Source organism: Paenibacillus amylolyticus, assembly GCF_003719335.1.
Lineage (GTDB): Bacteria > Bacillota > Bacilli > Paenibacillales > Paenibacillaceae > Paenibacillus > Paenibacillus amylolyticus_D.
This window is the reverse complement of the sequence record NZ_RIAS01000005.1, coordinates 174,778-196,556: the sequence shown is the minus strand read 5'-3', so window position 1 is coordinate 196,556 and position 21,779 is coordinate 174,778. Positions and strand designations below refer to the sequence as shown.

The following is a 21,779-nucleotide window of genomic DNA, read 5'->3' as shown; positions in this document are numbered from 1 at the left end:
ACTCTATTCCAGATTTGTTCTGGAATAGCTTAATTACACCTGCTGTATCCGCAGTTACTGCATGTTTTGCAACCTTCAACATTAATCAGTGACGCCGAGCCGCATGAGGGACATAAGTCGATAGATTGGATAAAAGTCTTTTGCCCATCGCCTCCCGCGTCATTCGGATTCGGGGTCGGTGCCTGCGTGTTCAGCAGAGCTCCCTTTGTATTGTTGGTGCTGTTCTGACTGTTAGCACTGTTCGACTTCTTCACTCCAATGCCCTCATTCTTCTTTTCACTCTGTGCTTCAAGCGTATCAACCTCATTCACGTGCTCATTCATCTGAACATGGCTTTCCAGCGCTTTCGCGACGGCATCCGCAATGGATTCCACACGGTTAGCTCCAAAACCAATAGCCCCTGAACCTCCGATGCCTTTCAGATGTTTGATAAGCAACTCCACCTTATGGCCATGATCGCCATATCGCAGGAATAGAGAGCATACCCGTCCCAGTGCCTCAGCCATCGCAAATACATCCGAACCTGCCTTGCCCACATTGAGGAATATTTCGCCGGGTGTTCCATCCAGATCATTAATCGTAATATAAGCCATGCCGAACGGCGTATTGATTTTATACGTTGCCCCGCGCAATACTTGCGGGCGGCGTTTATACTGTTTATCCACCACATCCGTTATCTGTTTCCCCAAGGCTGGCAAGCTGGTCTCCCGCTCTGCATACGCCGAAATTGCTACCGAAACGGACTCAGCCAACGGGCTGTTAAATTCCTCTTTATCCGCACCAATCTGACTTGTTGTATCATCAGGCAGCACCGCTTGTTTTTGCTCAAAGGCTTCCGCATTCTGCTCCTCATTAGCCGAGGTGTCTTTTTTCTTCGAAGTAGAAAGTACTTGAACATCTCTGCTGCCGTCCCGATAAATCGTTACTCCTTTACAACCGAGATCAAAAGCTAACTCATACAGTTCTGCCGTGTCCTGTACGGTAAAATCAGAAGGACAATTTGCCGTTTTCGAGATCGAACTGTCCACCCACTTCTGAATGGCAGCTTGCACGCGAATATGATTTTCGGCCGAAAGATCCATCGCCGTCACATAATAATCCGGTAAGGATTCACCAGGATGTTGCTCCAGCCACTCTTCCGCAATCGGCACAAATTGTTCATCATACCCAAGACGACTCTGGCGAAAATACTTAAAAGCAAAATAGGGCTCAATGCCAGTCGATGTGCCCACCATCGTTCCGGTACTTCCCGTAGGCGCCTGAGTAATCAGCGTCACGTTACGAATTCCTTTTTCACGGATCGCCTCTCCAACCTCCGGGTACGTTGCCGTCATCTGTCTCATAAATCCACTCTGTAAGTAGGGTTCTACCTCAAACGCCGGGAACGCACCTTTCTCCGCGGCAATCTCCGCTGAAGCCAGATAGGCTTCCTTTGCCACAAATCCATACAGTTTATCGAGAAAATCGAGCGATTCCAGACTGCCATATCGGATACGTAACTTGATCATCAGTTCAGCAAGTCCCATTGTGCCCAGCCCCACCCGGCGTTCACGCTGCTGGTTTAATCGATTTTCTTCAAAATGATACGGCGTCGCATCAATCACATTGTCCAGAAATCTTGCTGAAATTCGCGTCGTTTTCGCCAGCTCTTCCCATGCCACATCGTCGTTTGTTTCATCATAAAATTTGGATAGATTGATCGCCGACAAGTTACATACTCCCCAGCCTGGAAGGCCCTGTTCCCCGCAAGGATTTGTACAGATAATCGGATTAAAATACCAGCTGTTCGACATCTGGTTGTAGTACTCCATAAAAACCACACCAGGTTCGGCTGATTTCCAAGCAGATTCAATAATCGTATGCCATATATCACGTGCTTTGACGGTACGATATGGAATAACGTTATGGCCTGCCCCTTTCCATTTGGTCAGATCACCATCCCACTGCGTATCATAGTCCGGGTCACTGGTATCGGGAAAAACAAGCTCCCAATCACCGTCCTGCTTAACAGCCTCCATGAATGCATTGCTCACGCAAACGGACAGATTGGCATTAGTCACCTGCCCCATCGTTTGTTTAACCGTAATAAAATCCAGCACATCCGGATGCCAATCATTCATCATTAGCATCAGCGCGCCACGTCGGCTGCCGCCTTGTTCGATAAGCCCCGTCGTATAACTGAACAAACCGCCCCAGGATACCGACCCGCTGGACGAGCCGTTCACACCTTTCACCACCGCACGCCGCGGACGAAGGGAAGACAGATTGATGCCCACGCCACCGCCGCGAGCCATAATTTCGGTCATTTCGGTCAACGTCTTCATGATGCCGGCCCGGCTGTCTTGCGGAGAAGGAATGACATAACAGTTAAACAGCGTCAACTCATCACTGGCCCCAGCACCAGCAGCAATGCGGCCACCGGGAACCAGTTTCCAGTCATCCAGCACCGAGCGAAACTTCATCTCCCAAACAGCCTGTTGTTCAGGTGTCGATTCAACAGATGCCATCGCTTGGGCAAGACGATCCCACATCTCTTCCGGCGTTTTCTCTATCGTCAGTGTCAATTTCTCTACATTGGTCTCTATGATGATATCGCTACGTGTCCGTACTTTAACCTGTTGTCCCTGTCGTTCAACAATCTCGCCGACTTCCTTCACCGGAAACTTGGGATCATCCTTTGTTAATACAAGTACGACATCGCCGACTTTTGCATGATTTGAATCGGCGTCTTTCCATGCGTACCGATCCAGAAATATTTTCTCGCTGAGCCCTTCCAGCTTGTGCTTGTTCTCATGATGCTTCACTTGTTGGTTCGTTCCTGTATTGTTGGATGCCATCTCTGCAATCAACCTCCCCGAATAAACCATTCATTTCAAATCATATGCTGTCCCTGAAAATAATCCATGCCCATATACTACATGTAGTGATTTATAACTATTATATTACACTATATATTGATTTTCTATGTGATTTATTTCATAGATGTTCTGAAACAGGTTATGAACTTGCCTTCCTTCGTCCATACTATTACCTACGAATAACACGTCGTCTATATTTTTGAATGATTTATTTTACACAAGAACGGAGAGGAAGCATCATGAACCGGAAACATCCGCATCATCAGAATCAACCTGTAGCTGAGTTACCTGTTCCTCTTGAGTTTGATCGAAGCTGGCTGGATCAGCTTGAATCTCGTTTAGACAAAGGCGGGCCTTGGGGGGATTACCGACTCTTTCAGCTCGGTATTCAGGCAGAAGAAACGAATCTCATCCCGAACTTTGACGAAATTCAATGTCTGAAACATTTGCAGGATCTGACTCCACTTCCTCACCAGATGGATACGGCACGCAAAGTATTATTTGAAATGTCAGGCCGAGCCATTCTCGCCGACGAAGTAGGTCTGGGCAAAACGATTGAAGCCGGTCTGATTTTGAAAGAATATATGGTTCGTGGTCTTGTATCGAAAGTGTTAATTCTTGTACCCGCCTCGCTTGTATTGCAATGGGTACGTGAACTGAATTCCAAATTTGGCATCCCTGCAGTTGCGCAGAAAAAGGCTTATTCCTGGCAAAATGACGTCGTTGTGGCTTCCATGGACACTGCCAAGCGAGACCCGCACAAAGATATGCTGCTGAGTATGGACTATGACATGATCATCATTGATGAAGCACATAAACTTAAAAACAAAAAAACAACCAATTATCAATTCATGCTGCAATTACGCAAAAAATACTGCCTGTTACTCACTGCTACGCCTGTACAGAACGACATGAGCGAGCTTTTCAATCTAATCAACCTGCTGAAGCCCGGTCAGCTTGGTCGTCAGGGCGATTTTGCCGCCAACTTTGTCGTCGATAAACGTGTGCCCAAAAATCAGGAGCAGCTCAAAGATGAGCTATCCAAAGTCATGATCCGCAACAGGCGTGGCGAAGGCCCCGTGCAATTTACGAAACGCAACGTCTCTAACGTGGATCTGCAACTTTCACCTGAAGAGCAAGCGCTCTATGACGGTGTAACCTCGTTTGTCAAAGATCAATACCAGGAAGCGGGCGGTAACCTTAGCAGCATGCTTTCGCTCGTCACGTTGCAACGGGAAGTCTGTAGCAGCCGGGACGCTGTGTTTGTAACGCTCGTGAATCTGTCCAAAAAGTTGCCGCTGGATTCTCCACTGCGGGATAAAATTTGGGAACTGGTTGCTCATATCAAGGCGATTAAAGAAAATACAAAAGCCGAAAAAACGATGGAACTGATTCGAGATATGAATGAGAAAGTCATTATTTTCACGGAATACCGGGCGACGCAGGAATACCTGCTGAACTATTTTCGTAACAACGGACTGACGGCTGTTCCCTATCGGGGCGGAATGAACCGCGGCAAAAAAGATTGGATGATGGATCTTTTCCGCGGCCGTGTACAGGCGATGATCGCAACGGAAGCCGGTGGTGAGGGCATCAACCTGCAATTCTGTCACCACATGATTAACTTTGATCTACCCTGGAACCCGATGCGGGTTGAACAGCGGATTGGCCGGGTTCATCGGCTCGGTCAGCAAAATGACGTTAACATTTTCAACCTTTCTACCAAAGGTACGATTGAGGAACATATTCTGAATCTGTTGCATGAGAAGATTAATATGTTTGAGATGGTTATCGGTGGACTTGATGTCATTCTCGAACGGCTGGAGAAAAAAGAATCCATCGAAAAAAGTCTCTACAAAATTATGCTGGAATCGCAAAACGAAGAGGATATTCGCCGCAAAATGGACACCCTCGGACAGTCGCTGAACACGATTCAGCGCGAAGTTGCTGACGAGGTGCCTTTAATCACCAAACTTGGTCTTCACAAAGGGGGACGCTGATATCCATGACGATGTCACCGCATGAGATCCAGGCTTACGTTTTGACCTATCTGGAAGCTCTGGATTGTCAGATCATGGAACGGTCACCTGCTCATGTGACGGTTAAACTATCACCTGAAGCAGACAAGGCATTAACGAACCGTCCGTATTACTGGGGATTTGTAGAGCGTGTAGGGGCCCAGCCTGAGACCATGTCATTTACATTTGTTTTTGACCCGGAAGCTTATCAGCAAATCATTGAAGCGGCGGAAGCCAAGGCCAAAGCGTCTCAGCCTGCTCAAGCATCTCCTGAAACGAACCCTGCCGCGCCGAAAGAAACGATACTCGGACGTTATTTTGGTATCACACCTTCCATGCCGCAGCTCGGCCCCGGACGTATTCTGCGAGAAGATGTTGTATATGGCAGCCGCAGATTACAGCAGATTTTTGCCGCAGCCCGCGAAGGTGGCGCCTTCGTGAACCTGTTTGAACAAGCCGCCAAACGCCAGATCAGGGCTACATCCCCGGCTGTGTATGAACCTTGGCTAGGGGTTTGTTTTAAAGTCGAGTTTGCTTGTGACCTGAAACGGGAGGAATTACATTTCCTCGGCATTTCACTACGATCAGGTGAAATCATCGAAAAGTTTGGTAGCAAGCTGAGCCGGCGTGATCTCAGTCCAAGACTGGCTGAAAATATGCATGCCCAGGCACCAAAAATTTCACTTGCTGATGCAGGGGCTGCTCTCGAGTCACATCTCACCAATCACTTAAGCAGGCTGGATTATAGCTGGGCGGAAAAAGCGAAAGAACGACTACAACTCGAACTCGATGTGGTGGATGCCTACTATGAAGCCGTGCTGCGAGAAGATATGCCTGAGGTCACTGAAGTCGAAACGGCTCAAACTAAACCTGTAGCAAACCTGTCAAAAACGAGCATTTCTGCTTCTGCTCATCCTGTTATTAATCGGGTTCGCGGCATATTAGAACCGCTCCCGGCTGACGTGGAACTGGCTGCCGAATCTACCATACAACAGACGCAAGATGATGTAGACCCCGAGCAAGAAAAAGCAAAACAGGCAGTCATAGATCGTGAAGCGATGAAACTGCAGTATGAGAACAGGCGAACCGAGATGATCTGGCAATATGAGCCGAAGGTGAAGGTCACTGCCATAAGCAGCGGCATGTTTCACTTAAGATAAGACGAGTACACTACTTTTCCTGCAAATGCTGGCAAAAGTAGTGTTTATTCATAACCGTTGAACCGACAGGTTGCAGCACCCTTTGCATCTCCTATCCTCTACAATGAAGTCAGGAAGAAGGTGTTTATGATGAAAAAACGGCTCCGGCCAAACCGCCGAAATATCAGGCATTGCCTATCGATCTTCATGAGCATGATCATCTGCTTTACTCTTCTCTCCATCTGGCCGACGACTCATGCAGCCGCACCAACGAACAGGCTGGCGCCCGCATCAGTAGAGCAATTTGCACAACAGCAAGTGAACGCACTCGGTACCTCCAATTCAGATTGGCTGGTAGCTAAGCTTGAATATTATCCATTAGGGCCAGGTAACCACGGCTGGTTTGTGCATGCCAGCATTCAGGACAAGCCCATTGGATACATGATTATGATTATATCCATAAATCCCCAAGGACAGCTCCTTCTCAGCGAATATGGTCAGGGAGAACAATCCCTGTATCATAACGAGCTGCTAGGACAGGCTCTGGAACGACAAGGTTTGGATATAAAAACATTACAAACTGCTGGCGGGAAGCTCACACGTGGATATGCTCCTCCTTTATTGGCTTATTGGAAAGTGGAACGTGTGAATCATCCCGCTTTGTACATTGATGCATCCAATGGAGACTTGTTGCCAGCCGATCGGTTAGAGTATGTAGAGACTGGCTCTGAAATGAAATCTTTCGACTTGAAGGAACTGCAACAACAGATAGCCATACCTGATACTGCAATGTTGCAAACGAGCCCAGTTATTATACAGCCTGCTTTTGACCCTTCATTTCAACTGACCTGGTTGACATCTGAACCGCTGCAGCCCTCTCAAATCAAGCAACAGCTCCAGCAGAATTATAGAGAAGCCCTTGTCTTCTCAGCAGAAGAATGGAATCTGTTCTACGGTGGTCCGTTGCCAGTAAGTGCATACCAGTTATGGAGTATTGCAGGTTCAGAGTCTGATCTTTATGTTGGTCTTGGTGGCTTTAACTCCACTCAACGCTTCATCCCCTTGAATAAGCTCTTGAATGATGGACATTTTTACAAGATTAATCCTTAGCACACGACTAACCTCACTTAAAACCCAAAATGGTTCATAAAAAGACGCATCCTTATAAAGGATTGCGTCTTCTTGAATTGGCATTTGTGTTCGTATTTTTTTACGACTCGGTTAACTCTTCTCTGATCTTTTTTTCTTCTTGTCTACCCATAAGGATACTGCAAATGGAATCATGCCAAACCATTTCATGGACCAGGGCTCTTTCCTTCTCTTTTGTGTTCTCCGTTCCTTTCGCTCATCCTTCGGTGTGTCGATATAACGGACCACACGCTGTGTAATGTATTTAACCAGTTCATCACTTTTAGCCATCATAGAGCCTCCTCTTCATCCGCACATTCGTGATCTAACGTTATCCCTATTGTGCGCAAGACGTGATTGAACTAAACATTTTTTTATGCAAGTAGCGTATGAAATGATCTAAAATGCGCAGTCTAATGCCAAAGGTATCCATCTTGCCTCTCTTTGTGCTTCAATACCAATATCTTGAAGGAGTGTGTAATTCGATGTTTAAGTTGCTGCTGACGATTTCTACAGCTATTCTGATCAGTGTTTTTTCCCTTTCCGGTCTCTCTTCCGCTTCCGCGCTGATTCGCCCTGATCCATCTGCCAACCAGCCATCCATCTTGCCAATCACGGACGGAGATTCCTATCGCTCAAGCCACCATGCTTTTGCGGCACCCGTTATCCTGCTGGATGTTGGCCACGGAGGGATTGACGGAGGAACAACTGAAGCAGGTGTTCTGGAAAAAGACATCAATTTAGCGATCAGTCAAAAGATATACTTACTGCTTCGCGGCAAAGGTTACACAGTCATGATTAACCGTCTTGGTGATTACGCACTTAGTGATGAAAACCGTTGGTTAAACAGCCGCTCACGTCACATCAGGGATCTCGCACAGCGTAAAAGCCTCAGTGAGGAAGTCAGCACCGATATCGTTGTTAGCATTCATGCGAACTGGAGCCCACGTTCAGCTACTCACGGCCCTGTAGTGCTTCATCAGAAAGAGGGGCGCAGCTATCTGCTGGCTCAATCGATCCAGGATGCCATGAATCGCTTATGTGGTACACATCGGGAAGTCGTCTGGGGCAAGCCATTTTACATGCTAAATTATGTGAAGCATCCGGCTGTAATTGTGGAAACAGGTTTTTTAAGCAATTCAGCTGACCGGGCAAGAATCAGTGATCCCGCAGAACAAAAGCGAATTGCCCAGTCGATTGCGGAAGGGATTATTTATTATCTGTCGGTAGTGTAGGTGCTGCCTGCCAATGCCATACATCCCGCACCATATCACCGATGCCTACAAATTGAACTTGATTCTGCAACCTAGAGACTGACTCCCTTATCACTGCAGAAGTATTCATGCCTGTATGACCGACATGACCAATGACAACGCAGCTTTTCTTCTCAACTGCACGCTGAGCAGCCAGATCAAGCTGCTTGCGGATGTGCGCCTTTGAATTATGGTCATCCAAAAAAATGTCATTGCCCACAGGCGGCATGTTTTTGGCTATCGCGAGATCACCAACCACAGAACGAAAATTCGTACGGCTGTCCACAAAGAAGAGACCACGTTCCAGGCATACATCCAGTATAATGGACATAATGCGTTTATCCGAAGTAATTTTAGAACCCATATGATTGTTCATGCCGATGGCATAAGGCACATTATCAATGGCCTTTTCAACCCGTTCGCGAACCTGCTCATCCGTCAGATTGGATGTAATGGCCCCTGGTCCAAGCCACTCGGGCTTGCCCTTCTTGGGTTCCATCGGCATGTGAACAATCACATCCATCCCGTTTTCGTGAGCAGCGATCGCATCTTTCTTTGTCGTTTGTAAAAAGGGCATCACAGCCACCGTCAGCTTCACAGGCATATCGAGAATCTCTGCCGTGCCCCTCATATCGTTGCCCACATCATCAATAATGATAGCCATTCGATTCGGCTGAGAAGATGATGATAAAGCCGGCTCCGGTAACGTCGCAGGCATGGCAGAAACTCCAGTTCCTCCTGATCCAATGACACTTATTATGACACACAGGAAAATCCAAAATGAAAACTTCAATTTAACCGAGTAGCCATGTTTCTCTTGATTACGTATCATGCTCTGCAGCCTCCTTTAAACGTGGTGTTCTCATTGTTTGATTTCAGCCACAGTTCTATGTAAGCTCTCTTTCCCAATTCATTCTAGGACTTTCTGAACATAAAAAAAGCCTGCATCAGAGCAAGCTTATCATGTGGACTTATGCACAAATTTTCTGCAAGGAATCACTAAATGATTTTTGATTGAGTTAAAAATAGAGGAACGGCTCTTTTGCATCGATAAAATGAACCGGAATATCCCCTACAAGCGGCTGTAACCATTCCGCCATATGTTTCATTCCCCATTCTTCGCTTCGCTCATGACCGATGACTAACATAGCCTTGTTTAATCCAAGCATCGATGCATCATTGACATACGCACACAACGTCCACTCCGTAATCTCGCCGCAGATCATGACGTCAAGTTTCTGCTCTTTCATCAGTTCCATCGGCATCGATTCCTTGCCTAATCCGAGGCTTCCACCTCCAACAAGAATTCCAATGCGGGAACATGTCATATCTGTGCTACCCACTACCTGTAGCACATCCATCTTTAGCTTTAGCTTTAACTCCTCCGCCAAATCAACAAGCCGCACGGGTTCAACCTCATAAATCCACGGAAAAGCATAATCAACCTGCCTTGACTCCCAGCCTAGTTCTCGAATCAGACCGGTGTAGATTCGATCTGGCTTCGCCATGTGCATATAATCATGATATCTCCAGATCGCCATACCGTAATCCTCAATAAGCTTGCGTTTGGCTTCATATACCGGATCTTGCTGTATCCAGTCGAGCTGATCTGCCCCGGTATAAAAGGTGGGCTCATGTGTAATAATCAGATTAGCTCCGATTGCATGAGCCTGCCGAATAACCTCAACCGTTGCCATATACGTCGTCACAATGCCTGTCACTACAGTGTCTCCTTCTCCTGTGACAAGAACATCGCCCGTTGGTGATAGACGCTGATCTCCACAGGAATCCTGCATAACCGTCCCCATCACTTGCTGTACATTCACGTGGATTCCCCCTAGTTTTTTTAAGTGGTTATTAACCTTTAACTGCACCCACAATGATACCTTTGGTTAGGTACTTCTGAAGGAAAGGAAATACGACCAGAATAGGTAATATGCCGATAATCGCCATCGCCATGCGGACTGCCGTACTTGGCAACTCAGCAGCATTGGCCCCAAGCATACTGCTGGCCTGACCTGACTTGAGAAACTGAATGTTATTCATCAGACGAATCAACATGTTTTGTATACCATAGTACTGGGGCTTCGTAATAAAATAAAGGGCGTTAATCCAGTCATTCCAATACGCCAGTCCCATAAACAGTCCGACTGTTGCCAGTACGGGTACGGACAGAGGCAGCATCATGCGGTAGAAAATACGGAGCTCTGAAGCTCCATCAATCTGAGCTGATTCGATCAGTTCAACAGGTACATTATTTTTATAAAAATTTCGAATAAGCAGTACATAAAATCCATTCGTTAATAGATTCGGGATAATAAGGGCGGCCAGTGTATCCTTGATCTGAAAGTACTTCGTCCACAGAATGTAGGAAGGTACAATTCCCCCGCTGAACAACATCGTGAAAAACACGATGAACGCCAGCATATTGCGATATTTGAAATCCTGTCGAGACATCGGGTAAGCCAGCATGCTTGTAATTAACAATCCAAGTGCCGTTCCCAATGCAGTAACAAGAAAAGATACACCATACGCCCGCACAAAAGTAGAAGCAGAAGACCACATGTATACATAAGCATCCATGCTCATTTTTTCAGGAAAGAAACTGTAACCGTTACGAATTAACGAAGACTCCTCCGTAAAGGATGCCATAATGATCAGCATAAATGGCAGAAATGCCAGTAACGTAAATATAACCATAGCGACGATGGAAAACACATGAAAAGCGCGTTCACCTTTAGTTTGTATCACCTGTGTCTCCCCCTAAAATAATGCATTTTCAGGATTCACTTTTTTGACAATCGCATTCGCAGCCATGACCAAAATGAATCCCACAACCGATTGATACAACCCCGCAGCGGCTGACATTCCAATATCATTGACCTGCATGAGTGCCCGGTACACATACGTATCGATGGTCTGCGTTGTGCTATAAAGCGCCCCAGCATTCATCGGCACTTGATAGAACAAGCCGAAATCGGAGTTGAATATACGACCGATAGACATCAGGGTCAGTATAATGATAGTTGGCTTCAATAAAGGTAGCGTAATCATACAAATCTGCTTGAGTTTGCCTGCCCCGTCGATCTTGGCAGCTTCATAGATGCTTTTGTCAATCCCGGAGATAAAAGCGATATACACGATGGAACCGTAACCGGCTGTTTTCCACAATTGTATAAACACGAGCAGATAAGGCCAATACTTCGCCTCGGAATACCAGTTAATCTCTGGAATACCAAGGGGTTTCAGAATTGAATTGTTAATAAAACCGCTGTCTGCATTCAGGAAGGCAAACACGATATAGGACAGAACCACCATCGAAATCAGGTTAGGTAAAACAAGCCCCGACTGGAACAGCTTAGACCATGCGCTTTTTATCAATTCGGACATTAGAATTGCTATTAAGATCGACAGCATCGTCCCCAGTACGATAAACGCCAAATTGTATAACAAGGTGTTGCGAGTCATAATCCAGGCATCACTCGTCTGAAACAAAAATTTGAAATTATCAAAGCCTACCCAGTCACTTCCGAATATGCCTTTGGCATAGTTCACATCCTTGAACGCGATAAAGATACCGGCCATTGGCAAATAATTATTGATTAGAAAATATAACAGACCAGGAGCAGCGAGCAGCAGTAGCGGCAATGTTTTTCTGAGCCCTCCGGATTTGGTTTTCACAGTCATCGCTCCATTCTCATCCTTAATGTAAAGCGGCTGCATTGCTTCTTAGCCATACAGCGCCCCACATTAAACGTTCATCCACGTTTTATTTCTTCTGCTGCACGATCCACTCATCCAGCTGTTTCTGTTTGCTCGCAATAATATCCGCAGCTCCCGCATCATTTAATGCTTTTACGAATTGAGGAATCGTCGCATCAGGATCAAGAACACCCGTTACAAGAGCAGGTAAAAATTGATTGACCACATTGGTAACTGCACTCATTTGCGTCTTCACTTCACTAGGATCAAAGATAAATCCGAAGTACGGTGAGCGCTCTGTCTCCTTGTTCTCCTTCAGTTTCAACTCCACATCCGACCAGTTCACGCCCTCCAGCTGGTATTGCAAAGATTCGGAGCCTACAATCCCCGTGCTCAGCATGGCTGTATACGGGACGGTGGATGCATCCATGCCATCCGGGAACTTCACATGATGCTCATCTACTTTGACATAATCCTCGCCTTCAATACCGTAAAGAATCGTATTAATCAACTGCTGATCGGTATACAACATGTTCAGAAACTTAACGGAGCCTTCGGGAACTTTGGTTGTACTTGACACCATCCAGCTCACCAGATTAACTGCACCGGTATCGAAGTAGTACGGCACCAGACGTTTCATTTCGAGGTTTTTGCCCGTTTGTGCACTCAGCGCTTTGGCTGCTTCCATCCCGCTGTATCCACCCAGAAAGGAAAAACCGCGCCCTGAAGCGATCGTATCGGAGAAAGAAATGGATGTCGTCGCGGCATCTTTCTCCAGAAACCCTTTTTCAAACCAATCTCTCATCATCTTGGCGCCCTGTTTGAATGCATCTGTATCATAGAAATTTTGAACTTTCCCGTCGTTTCCTACAACTACACCAATACCGGTAGTATCTGACAGGAAATCGATCTTGTGCATCCCTTTCAGCGCCAGAACGAGATTGGTATCACTTGGATTCACATTGACTGGACCAAAGGGAATCACGTCTGGATGTTTTTGTTTGACTGCCTCAAATACAGCTGGCAGATCATCCAGTGACGTCATTTGATCCGCTGTAAGACCGGATTCCTTCAGCATGTCGGCGTTGTACACGATGTTGGTTGGCAGTGACATGCCTTTATTTACCGGAACACCGTAGATATGTCCGTCCATCGTGGTTGCATCAAGCAGATTCGGACCAAAGTCCTTTTCCAAAATCTGTGTCAACTCTTTACCATATTGCGGCAGTAGCTCCTCCAGTGGGTATAACTGGTTTTTGGATGCATAGTTCGTGAATTGTCCTAACGTTGTGAACACATCCATTTGCTCACCGCTTTGCAATGCAAGATTTACTTTTTGTGCATAATCAGCCGGACCATATAGTCTGAAATCCACTTCAACCCCGATTTTCGGAACGGTTATGGCATTGATTGCGGCTGTAACCTTACTGATATCATCGGGAATACGGTTGAATGAAGGCATGGCGAACACCACTTTGTCCACCTTCTGTGAAGCGTTCCCCTCTTGTGCAGTGGAAGAGGAAGATTCCGTCCCGCATCCCGCCAGAAGAGAACCGCAAAGCACAAGTGACAGCAGGGAACCCCATAATCTCTTTGTTTTCATCTTGCTTCATGACCTCCTTATGTCGTGCTTCTATTCGTTCTCATTTTATAAAATTGAAGCGATTACAGCTTTAACAAAAACGGTCTGTTTTTTCGTAAAAACGGTTTGAATTTTGCATCAGTTCAGTCAAAACAAAAACCCTGCTTCAAAATAAAGCAGAGTCGTACATTATGGGCAAATGTCCCTGAATTCCAAACGTTAAACTTCATTCTTCCCCCGGTCATAACTATGTCTGGATCTGTAGGCGTTGGGCGTTTCTCCTGTAAGCTTTTTGAAAACGGTAGAAAAGTATGAAATCGTTTCGTATCCGGTTTCCATCGCAATCTGTCCGATACTCAAGCGGCTTTCAATTAACATAAGTTTTGCTGCTTTGATTCGATAGTCATTCAGGTATTCCTTCATCGTTAGTCCCGTTTCTTGTTTAAAAACCTTGGCAAGATAGTCCGGCGTTAGAAATACACTAGCAGCCACCTCCTCACGATTTAGATCCTTGGTGTAGTTGTCGTGTATATAACGCATCGCTTTATCGACAATGCCTTCCGAACGCTGACTTTCCTTAATCGTTTCGACTGTACGTTCTGTGACAAGGTGAGCCCATTTCATAAAATCAAAAATGCTGTGCTCCGATTTAACATACAACTGTTGCGCAAGCTGATCCGTAAAAAGCTGATGTGCCTGTACGTTTTTCTTAGCCAAAATCGCATAAACCACTTGAAGGAAATCCTCACGTATCACTTGCAGCGTTTCAGCATGCAGCTGATTTTTGGCAACGAGTTGTTCCAAATCTTTTTTCAACCGGTTCACAATCTGGGCTTTCTCCCGCTCGATAAACAAGCTGGTATACATCTGAGTATCCAGATCATATCGTTCCGGTTGTTCTCGTTGAAATACGGTAAGCTGTCCATGAACCTTGCCTCGAAACATCACATTTGAATGATCCATGCGCTCCAGTTCTGCCTTCACCCCGGACAACTCGTTTATAGGTTTCGCCTTGCTAATATAACAGGTTCCCATACATTTCAAGTATTCATTCATCAATTGAATCAGCATTGTAGCACGTTCTTCCAGCTGGATCTGACTAGTATGATCTTCGTCCAATATAACTGCAACATACAACATACTATTCTTCTGATAAGAAACAATCCGGTCATACTGAAGTCGCAGCAACATGATTTCCGAACTGAGATTGGCAAATGCATATCGGAATGTACTTTCATTCCATCTTTCATCGATTTCGGATAAAAACACACTTGCAAGCACCAGCACATAAGATTTTTCTGTCTTGATCGTCAGCTCGCGTTTAAGAATCTCTCCCTGAATCAGATCGAGCCGGGGCGAGATGGTAGCCATCAAAATATCGGTCCAGAAGCTGGCCTCGACCAGTCCTTTATTTTTCAGCCACGCCATACCAAATTTGTGATACTCTCCCATCTGCCTTCTCCACTTCAATCCTCCAACAGCCTTCATGACAGCCGCTTCGAGCTTTTCCTGATTCAAGGGCTTGAGTAAGTAAGAGTCCGCATGAAATGAAATCGCAGTGGAAGCAAAGTCAAAACTCTCATGACATGTAAAAAATATAAAAGCACAGTCATATCCTTGTTCTCTGATCCACTGAATCATCTCAATTCCGGAGCCCCTGGGCATCTCAATGTCACAAATGACCAAATCGGGAATACCTGCGGCAAACAACGTCTGTGCATCCTGAACACAGTGAGCCTGTGACACTTCGTTAAAACCATATGCTGTCCAAGGGATAAGTTCTGTCAACACCTGAACCGTAGGGATATCGTCGTCAATCAACATGCATTTCATCAAGCTCCCCCCACTCCCATGCTAGACTCAGAAATGGACACCGGAATCGTTTCGTTTGAAACAGGTATCCGTATTTCGATCTTGGCTCCTGAAGATGCCACGCCGCTCGACAGCACCAGCAAATTATCCTGTTTGTATAATAACTGCAACGTTTTGTGCATGGTTGCGATGCCTACGTGCTCACCTTCATCCCCTGCCCTTACGGCTGTTTGGAATTGTTGAAGCCACGCTTGCGGGAATCCTTCACCGTTGTCCTCGATCACGATCTGAACATAAGCGCCATCATCTGCTGTCCTCTCCATGTGCACTCGGATAAAAATAGATAACATCTCTCCATACGTAAGGGCATGTTTGAAGCAATTTTCCACAAATGTCTGAATCAGCAGTTGCGGAATACGAATATCACCCGCTGCCGGTTCCAGGTCCGTCATATAAAAGATCTGATCCGGGTAGCGAATTTCCTGCATGCGAATGTAATTCTCAACATGACCCATCTCTTCATCAATGCTGACAAGCATCTGTTCCGCCTTGAACATATAACGGAGATGCTGGGATAACATCTGGATCATACGCCGAATTTCTTCATTCCGATTTTGATAGGTGAGACTGGAGATGGTAGATATGGCATTCAGATAAAAATGAGGTCTAATTTGCATCTGTAACACTTTTAATTCTGCACGGCTCTTCTCAATTTTCTCTTCATAGGATTGAATCTTCAGATGTGTAATCTCATGAACCATCGATTGGAATGCATGGAACAGTTTCATAAATTCAAGCGAATACTCTCTGGAAGGGGGCGGGAAGAACGTCTGCCCTTTTTCAACCTCTTTGGCTGCCCTAACCAATTCCAGAATCGGACGAAGCATCTCTTTGGTGATAAATCTCATGAGAAGCGGCACGACAACCATGGAGACGACACCAAGCACGATGATCAGCCATTGAATTAATTTCAGTCCGGAAAATACACTTTGTTTCGTAACGATATTAGTCATTTGACCGAATTCGGCAATCGATTTGCTCACGAAAAGGTAACGACTACCCAATTCCTGCTCGGTCGTTGCCAAGTCCTTCGTGATTGTTATGACATTACCGCTGACCGTTGTCAGAATACGACCATCTTGACCACTTAGTACAAATTGGCTGGCTGAATCTGCTTCCCGACTTGTCCGTGAAAGTAAATTATCAGCCTGAACAAACGTCCCGAAGGTCACTTCCCCGTACGTGATGCATTTGAACAAATAAAACATATCGTTCACTTGTACAATGCTCCAGTGACCTTCCTTATTATCCTGTACCTGAATGTCCCGCCAGTTCTGGTGCTTCAAAAAGTCTGATAAAGCCAGTTTATTCGAGGAATTGATCCGATTGCCAAACAGGGTCAGCAGTCTTTCATCACGTGTAATCTGAACAAACATGCCATCGCTCGCATAATTATTCGTCATCTTAGACTTGAGCGCGTTGATCAGCCTCACTTCTTTAAAGTAGTCCCCTTCGTGACCAGAACGTATATATTGCTCCCCATAGTCCCTGGCGAAATCGGCTTGATTTTCGAATACCTCCATCAGATCCTTGGCGTAGATATCCAGATTATTATGAATAGATTCAGTATAGATCGCCAGTGTGTGTTCCGAATTGCTAACGATGTGATTCTGAACCACTTGAAGCGAATAAATATTGCTCAAAAGAAGAGCCGCGAAGAGAATAACCAAAATAACCGTGATCTGGGTGTATAGTCTGAATACGATGCTTCTGTTACGGAGTAAGTGTTTTCTCTTCATGCGTTCCCTCTTCTCTTGTCTTCCGTGCTAACCGGATAATCAACCAGCCCCTGAACAGTCGCTGTTGACACACGACCCCCCAGAGGCTTGGTACAATCTATGATAAGGTGCTTATTCGTTAGACTGTCTGCCCTGTCCTGCCCATTCCAGTGCAAGGGCGATATATTCATTCCAAAAATCCCAGTTATGCCCCCCCGGACTCTCCGTGTAGGTCACAGGAACATGCTCACGTTGCAGGAAATCCCGAAAACGTTGATTCACATCCAATAAAAAGTCCTCGGTGCCGCAGGCCATATAGATGTCAGGGATCGACGCGCTCTTTTCCTTCAATTGCATCACCAAAGCCTCCGGATCTTTATTACTACCTTCCAGCTGGCTCAGATCCCCGAAAACCCGGCTGAAGTATTTATAATCCGCTACTCCGTCAGAGTAACCCCGCTGCGCATTCGCTATTTTGTAAGGCAGAATCGCCGAGGACAGCGCAATGATGCCACCGAAATGCTCCGCATATTCCAGACCATTCCGGATCGCACCATACCCCCCCATAGACAAACCACCGATATATGTGTCCTCACGGCGCACAGAGAGAGGAAATAATCCGCGTGTGAATTCTACCAATTCCTTGCCTACATATTGTCCGTACAGATCACCCTTATCTTCATCATCCAGATAAAAATGATTTTCACCTGCCGGCATAAACACAGCGAACCGATGTCGGTCAGCAAGCTCGCGAATACGCGAGAAGGTGATCCAGTCCCACTGGCTACCAGAGTATCCGTTCAGCAGGTATATAGACTTCAGTGGTTCCTGTTCGTTCACTACTTCGGAGTGACCCGGAATGACGGGCAAGTCTACAGGCAACAGAGCATTGAACGATACCTCTCTGCGCATGCTTTTTGAGAAAAAGTTTACCTGTACTGTAGCCATGTTAGCAACCTCCTGATTATGGATTAAATCCGATATGCTACGAGGCACCCGGACGGGTCCGAGTAATGTATGACGGATTGATACGTTTGGAGGTCAACCGTCAGACTGCACTGCTGATTATCCAGCTTCCAGTTCAGACAGAGCTGATTATCCGGCGAATCCAGAACGTTGAATTCGCCTTGAAAAGCCTGATGGCTGTTGCGGAAGCGGATCAACTCCATAAGACGCTGCACCACTTTTTTGTCCAACTGCTGCTCGATATCCTCCATTGTGTAATTCTGACGATTGATTTCTCGACCTTCCCCCGTTTCGGCTACCCGCTCCAGATCATTCTCCCCAGCGAACAGTCCGACATAATAGACCTGGGGAATGCCCGGTACAAAAAACTGAATGGCTCGCGCTGCCAGATAAGCATCATCATCCTCGTTCAAAGCACTGTAATATGTGCACCGGATCTGATGCACATTGAAACCATCCTCTGACTTATGTTTATCTGACAGAATCAGGCTAAGGTTGGCTCCCCGCTCCAGACAGATGTCCACCAGTTGCTGCGCCTCATCTGTGCGTATCAGTCCATCAAGATCGGGTTTGACCGGAATACCGTCATGACAGTCCAGCATGGTGAACTGATTGGCAGGTCTGTTCGCCAGATAACGACGCAATTCTCCGCTTGAGCGGTTGATTAACGTCTCCAGCACCCGGTATGGTAATATGAAATCGTAAATCCAGCAACCAAAATCGGCCAGTTTGTACTGTACACTGTAATGGGCATGAACCTCAGGCAACAACTCGATCTCCAATTCGTCCGCTAGTGACTTCACCCAGTCAAGGAAAATGTAAATATCCGGTTCAACAAAGAAACAACTGGTCCCCAGCTTTTTTATAACATAGCCAACAGCATCCAGTCTCACAATTTTGACATTGTTTTTCTTGAAGTTCTCAAAAAATGAACGTAGCAGTTGCTGTGTAATCGCCGCACGTATATCCAGATCAATCTGTTCTGAGGGATCTGTTTTGCCAAACGTTGTCCATACCTTCTCCTCTTCGCCGCTCTCATGTATTCTAAACGTAGAGTAGGGCACTTCGCGACGCAAAAACATATGGTCAATGTCCTTCTGTACTGGCACTCCGTCAGCCCACACCTTATCCAGGGTTAAGAAAAGATCGGCATACTCGGAAGATCGCCCTTTCCGGAGGAAATCCTGAAAATAGGGCGATTGCTGTGAAATATGGTTAACCATCAGGTCAACTAGTATATCCGTATGTTCGCCTATGCATCGAATGTCTTCCCACGTGCCGAAGACAGGATCAATCTCCAGATAAGTTAATGGAGCGAATCCACGATCTCCTGATGAAGGAAAAGGCGGCAGAATGTGCACACCCCCTGTAAAAAGACCAGCCAGTTCGTTCAGGAGCAAATGATTCAGTGTACTCAGATTGCCACCGAGCGAATCCGGATAGGTAATTAATTGAACCTGATTTTTAAGCAAAACGCTCACCCTCTTCCAACCCATACTGTTCTCTGATCGCCCCCAGAGCTGGCAGTTCTACAATCGCACCGTGATATTTCAATTTGTACGCGCTTACGGCAAAACCTGATTTTATTGCTTCCCGAAGCGTGTATCCTTTCACCAGACCTGTATAGAACCCCGACCAGAACGCGTCACCTGCCCCTGTCGTATCTACAACCTTTGTTGCACAGGTCGCAAATCTCACTGTTTCTTGGCCATTCGAAACCAGCGCTCCCTCTTCACCTAACGTCAGAATGACCAGTCGTGCCCCTAACGCTAAAAAGTGCTGGAGGTGTTCTTCAGCAGATGCTTCGCCAAAAAGACGATCTGCATCATCCTTGGAAGGTTTAATGAAATCCACCTGCGGAATGATCGATTGTACATAGGCCGCACCATCTTCTCCCGGCTGCCAGATCATCTTATGGAAATTGGGATCAAAACCGATCAATACACCATGCTTCCTTGCTTCAACAATAACCTTTTCAAGGGTTTCTCTCGCAGGTTGGCGAGACAACGGCCAGCAAGAGAAATGAACGATTTTGGAATTGTGAAGCCATTCCGCGAGCGTTGCATCAAATGATAGCTGAAAATCAGCCGCCCGATAGAAAATCGGGACGGGTGTACCCTTGCTTTTGCTAACAACAACCATGCTTGTCGCTTCATTAACGCGCCGAACCCCGCGAGTATCCATGCCTGCTTCATCCAGACGATTCAGCAGAAAAGTGCCGAATCCGTCCTCCCCTACAGCTGAGACGATACGCGAACGGATGCCCATTCGATTGACATTAATGGCAATGTTGGAGGGCGCTCCTCCAAAAAAACGTGTATACCCGTCAGAAAGATAATCACCATATTCATTCGATATCATATCTACTAACAGTTCCCCTATGGCCAAAAGATCATTGGAGCGTTCCTCCAGTTTCATGCATTCATCCAGCCCAATCATCCTGATTCCTCCCCGAACCAATCACCGTATTCATTAAAAAGGTTGTTACCTGACTGACATGACTCCTTTATTGTAGGGCTCCGTGCTGTACAATGCTTTCAGTAAGACGATCACTTTTTTCAAAAATCAGAGGTTCCCCTCTCCGGTTCATGTTTTAATGCTTGAACCAAACGCTCAATATACTCAGCTCGAATCAGCTGACTGCTCTCCGCTTCGGGAGCAACATGCTCTGAAGCATGATAACAACCCGGATACAGATGAAATTCAACCTTAACTCCTGCTCTGGCCAGACGAGCCACATACTCTATGATCTCATCCCGGAAAAGATCCAGCTCACCCACGCAAATATATGCGGGCGGCAGACCTGCAAGATCGGTAGCAAGGCTGGGAGAAGCATATACAGGAACATCACCGTTGAATTGGTGTCCGAGATACATCTTCCAAGCCGCTACATTATGCGCCCGATTCCATATCGAAGGATGCGTCATCTCATAGCTGGACGATGTGCCATTCCGATGATCCAGCATCGGATAAAGCGGTAGCTGAAAGCAAAGTTCGGGCCCCTTCCGATCTCTTGTCAACAGGGTAAGTGCTGCTACCAATCCCCCGCCTGCACTGGCTCCCCCAACGGCGATACGCTTCATATCTATTCCTCGTGCAAAGGTTTCTTCTGACATCCATTGAAGTGTGCTATAACAGTCCTCAAGCCCTGCAGGATAAGGATGTTCCGGTGCCAATCGATAATTCGGAGAGACAACGATGCAATCCGCTCGAATCGCAAAATCCGTACAAAGCTGATCATCCCCCTCGGGGCTTCCGAGAATCATTCCACCCCCATGAATCCACAATAGCGCCGGTCTTTCGGTTGTATCCCGATGTGCCGGGGTATAGATGCGAAGCTGCAATTCATTTCCATCCGTTCCTTGAATATACTCATTTGCGATTTCAACTGCATTTGAAGTCAGATCAACTTGTGATGTATTCATATCTGCATTTGTACGTGCTTTCATCAGGTCTTCTGGCAACTGTATAACTTCAAGTCCCAACAAACCCGCTCGTAGCTCCGGTGCAACCCTGCTCATAAAATCCATCCTGTATCCCCCT

Annotated in this window: 17 protein-coding genes; 4 read left to right on the top strand and 13 right to left on the bottom strand. The window is 46.3% G+C overall.

Features of this window, described 5'->3' with window-relative positions:
• Nucleotides 1-29: 29 nt before the first annotated feature.
• Nucleotides 30-2,837 carry an adenosylcobalamin-dependent ribonucleoside-diphosphate reductase gene (locus tag EC604_RS11680; RefSeq protein WP_123064340.1) on the bottom strand — a complete coding sequence of 936 codons (2,808 nt, stop codon included), beginning with the start codon at nucleotides 2,835-2,837 and terminating at the stop codon, nucleotides 30-32.
• A 260-nt stretch (nucleotides 2,838-3,097) separates the two neighbouring features.
• Here EC604_RS11680 and EC604_RS11675 point away from each other — a divergent pair, with 260 nt between their 5' ends.
• The 3 genes from EC604_RS11675 (at nucleotide 3,098) to EC604_RS11665 (ending at nucleotide 7,125) form a co-directional block, all read left to right on the top strand.
• Entirely contained in the window at nucleotides 3,098-4,858 is a 1,761-nt protein-coding gene (locus EC604_RS11675; RefSeq protein ID WP_123064339.1) for a DEAD/DEAH box helicase, read from the top strand.
• Between the two features lie 5 nt (nucleotides 4,859-4,863).
• Nucleotides 4,864-6,036, top strand: a complete 1,173-nt coding sequence (locus tag EC604_RS11670) for a YqhG family protein (RefSeq protein ID WP_240036821.1) — start codon at nucleotides 4,864-4,866, stop codon at nucleotides 6,034-6,036.
• Between the two features lie 129 nt (nucleotides 6,037-6,165).
• A complete protein-coding gene (locus tag EC604_RS11665; RefSeq protein WP_151458070.1) occupies nucleotides 6,166-7,125 on the top strand; it encodes a hypothetical protein in 960 nt (319 codons plus the stop codon).
• 111 nt (nucleotides 7,126-7,236) lie between these two features.
• On the opposite strand, the gene EC604_RS11660 is transcribed toward EC604_RS11665, so the two are convergent.
• Complete coding sequence (locus EC604_RS11660) at nucleotides 7,237-7,434, bottom strand: YqzE family protein (RefSeq protein ID WP_123064337.1); 198 nt, start codon at nucleotides 7,432-7,434, stop codon at nucleotides 7,237-7,239.
• Nucleotides 7,435-7,628: 194 nt separating this feature from the next.
• Here EC604_RS11660 and EC604_RS11655 point away from each other — a divergent pair, with 194 nt between their 5' ends.
• A complete protein-coding gene (locus tag EC604_RS11655) occupies nucleotides 7,629-8,378 on the top strand; it encodes an N-acetylmuramoyl-L-alanine amidase family protein (protein WP_123064336.1) in 750 nt (249 codons plus the stop codon).
• On the opposite strand, the gene EC604_RS11650 is transcribed toward EC604_RS11655, so the two are convergent.
• The 11 genes from EC604_RS11650 to EC604_RS11600 all read right to left on the bottom strand — a co-directional run bounded on the left by EC604_RS11650 (nucleotide 8,353) and on the right by EC604_RS11600 (nucleotide 21,766).
• A complete protein-coding gene (locus tag EC604_RS11650; protein WP_123064335.1) occupies nucleotides 8,353-9,228 on the bottom strand; it encodes a divergent polysaccharide deacetylase family protein in 876 nt (291 codons plus the stop codon). The two genes, EC604_RS11655 and EC604_RS11650, sit on opposite strands and share 26 nt — an antisense overlap.
• A 187-nt stretch (nucleotides 9,229-9,415) precedes the next feature.
• Nucleotides 9,416-10,222, bottom strand: coding sequence for a Nif3-like dinuclear metal center hexameric protein (locus EC604_RS11645; RefSeq protein ID WP_123064334.1), 807 nt, complete (start codon nucleotides 10,220-10,222; stop codon nucleotides 9,416-9,418).
• 31 nt (nucleotides 10,223-10,253) lie between these two features.
• Nucleotides 10,254-11,147, bottom strand: coding sequence for a carbohydrate ABC transporter permease (locus EC604_RS11640; protein ID WP_123064333.1), 894 nt, complete (start codon nucleotides 11,145-11,147; stop codon nucleotides 10,254-10,256).
• 12 nt (nucleotides 11,148-11,159) lie between these two features.
• A complete protein-coding gene (locus tag EC604_RS11635; protein WP_123064332.1) occupies nucleotides 11,160-12,083 on the bottom strand; it encodes an ABC transporter permease in 924 nt (307 codons plus the stop codon).
• 82 nt (nucleotides 12,084-12,165) lie between these two features.
• Complete coding sequence (locus EC604_RS11630; protein ID WP_123064331.1) at nucleotides 12,166-13,701, bottom strand: ABC transporter substrate-binding protein; 1,536 nt, start codon at nucleotides 13,699-13,701, stop codon at nucleotides 12,166-12,168.
• Nucleotides 13,702-13,899: 198 nt separating this feature from the next.
• Nucleotides 13,900-15,513: a response regulator transcription factor gene (locus EC604_RS11625; protein WP_123064330.1), complete on the bottom strand. Its 1,614-nt coding sequence runs from the start codon at nucleotides 15,511-15,513 to the stop codon at nucleotides 13,900-13,902.
• Nucleotides 15,513-17,291 (bottom strand): sensor histidine kinase, encoded by a 1,779-nt coding sequence (locus tag EC604_RS11620; protein ID WP_123064329.1) that lies wholly within the window; start codon nucleotides 17,289-17,291, stop codon nucleotides 15,513-15,515. The genes EC604_RS11625 and EC604_RS11620 overlap by 1 nt, the downstream gene beginning before the upstream one ends.
• A 111-nt stretch (nucleotides 17,292-17,402) precedes the next feature.
• Nucleotides 17,403-18,218 (bottom strand): alpha/beta hydrolase, encoded by an 816-nt coding sequence (locus EC604_RS11615; RefSeq protein ID WP_123064328.1) that lies wholly within the window; start codon nucleotides 18,216-18,218, stop codon nucleotides 17,403-17,405.
• Between the two features lie 23 nt (nucleotides 18,219-18,241).
• On the bottom strand, nucleotides 18,242-19,732 hold the full coding sequence (gtfA, locus tag EC604_RS11610; protein ID WP_123064327.1) for a sucrose phosphorylase: 1,491 nt from the start codon (nucleotides 19,730-19,732) through the stop codon (nucleotides 18,242-18,244).
• Nucleotides 19,701-20,675 (bottom strand): carbohydrate kinase family protein, encoded by a 975-nt coding sequence (locus EC604_RS11605; RefSeq protein WP_123064326.1) that lies wholly within the window; start codon nucleotides 20,673-20,675, stop codon nucleotides 19,701-19,703. Before EC604_RS11605 ends, gtfA begins: the two co-directional genes overlap by 32 nt.
• Nucleotides 20,676-20,794: 119 nt before the next feature.
• Nucleotides 20,795-21,766, bottom strand: coding sequence for an alpha/beta hydrolase (locus EC604_RS11600; protein ID WP_123064325.1), 972 nt, complete (start codon nucleotides 21,764-21,766; stop codon nucleotides 20,795-20,797).
• Nucleotides 21,767-21,779 lie beyond the last annotated feature (13 nt).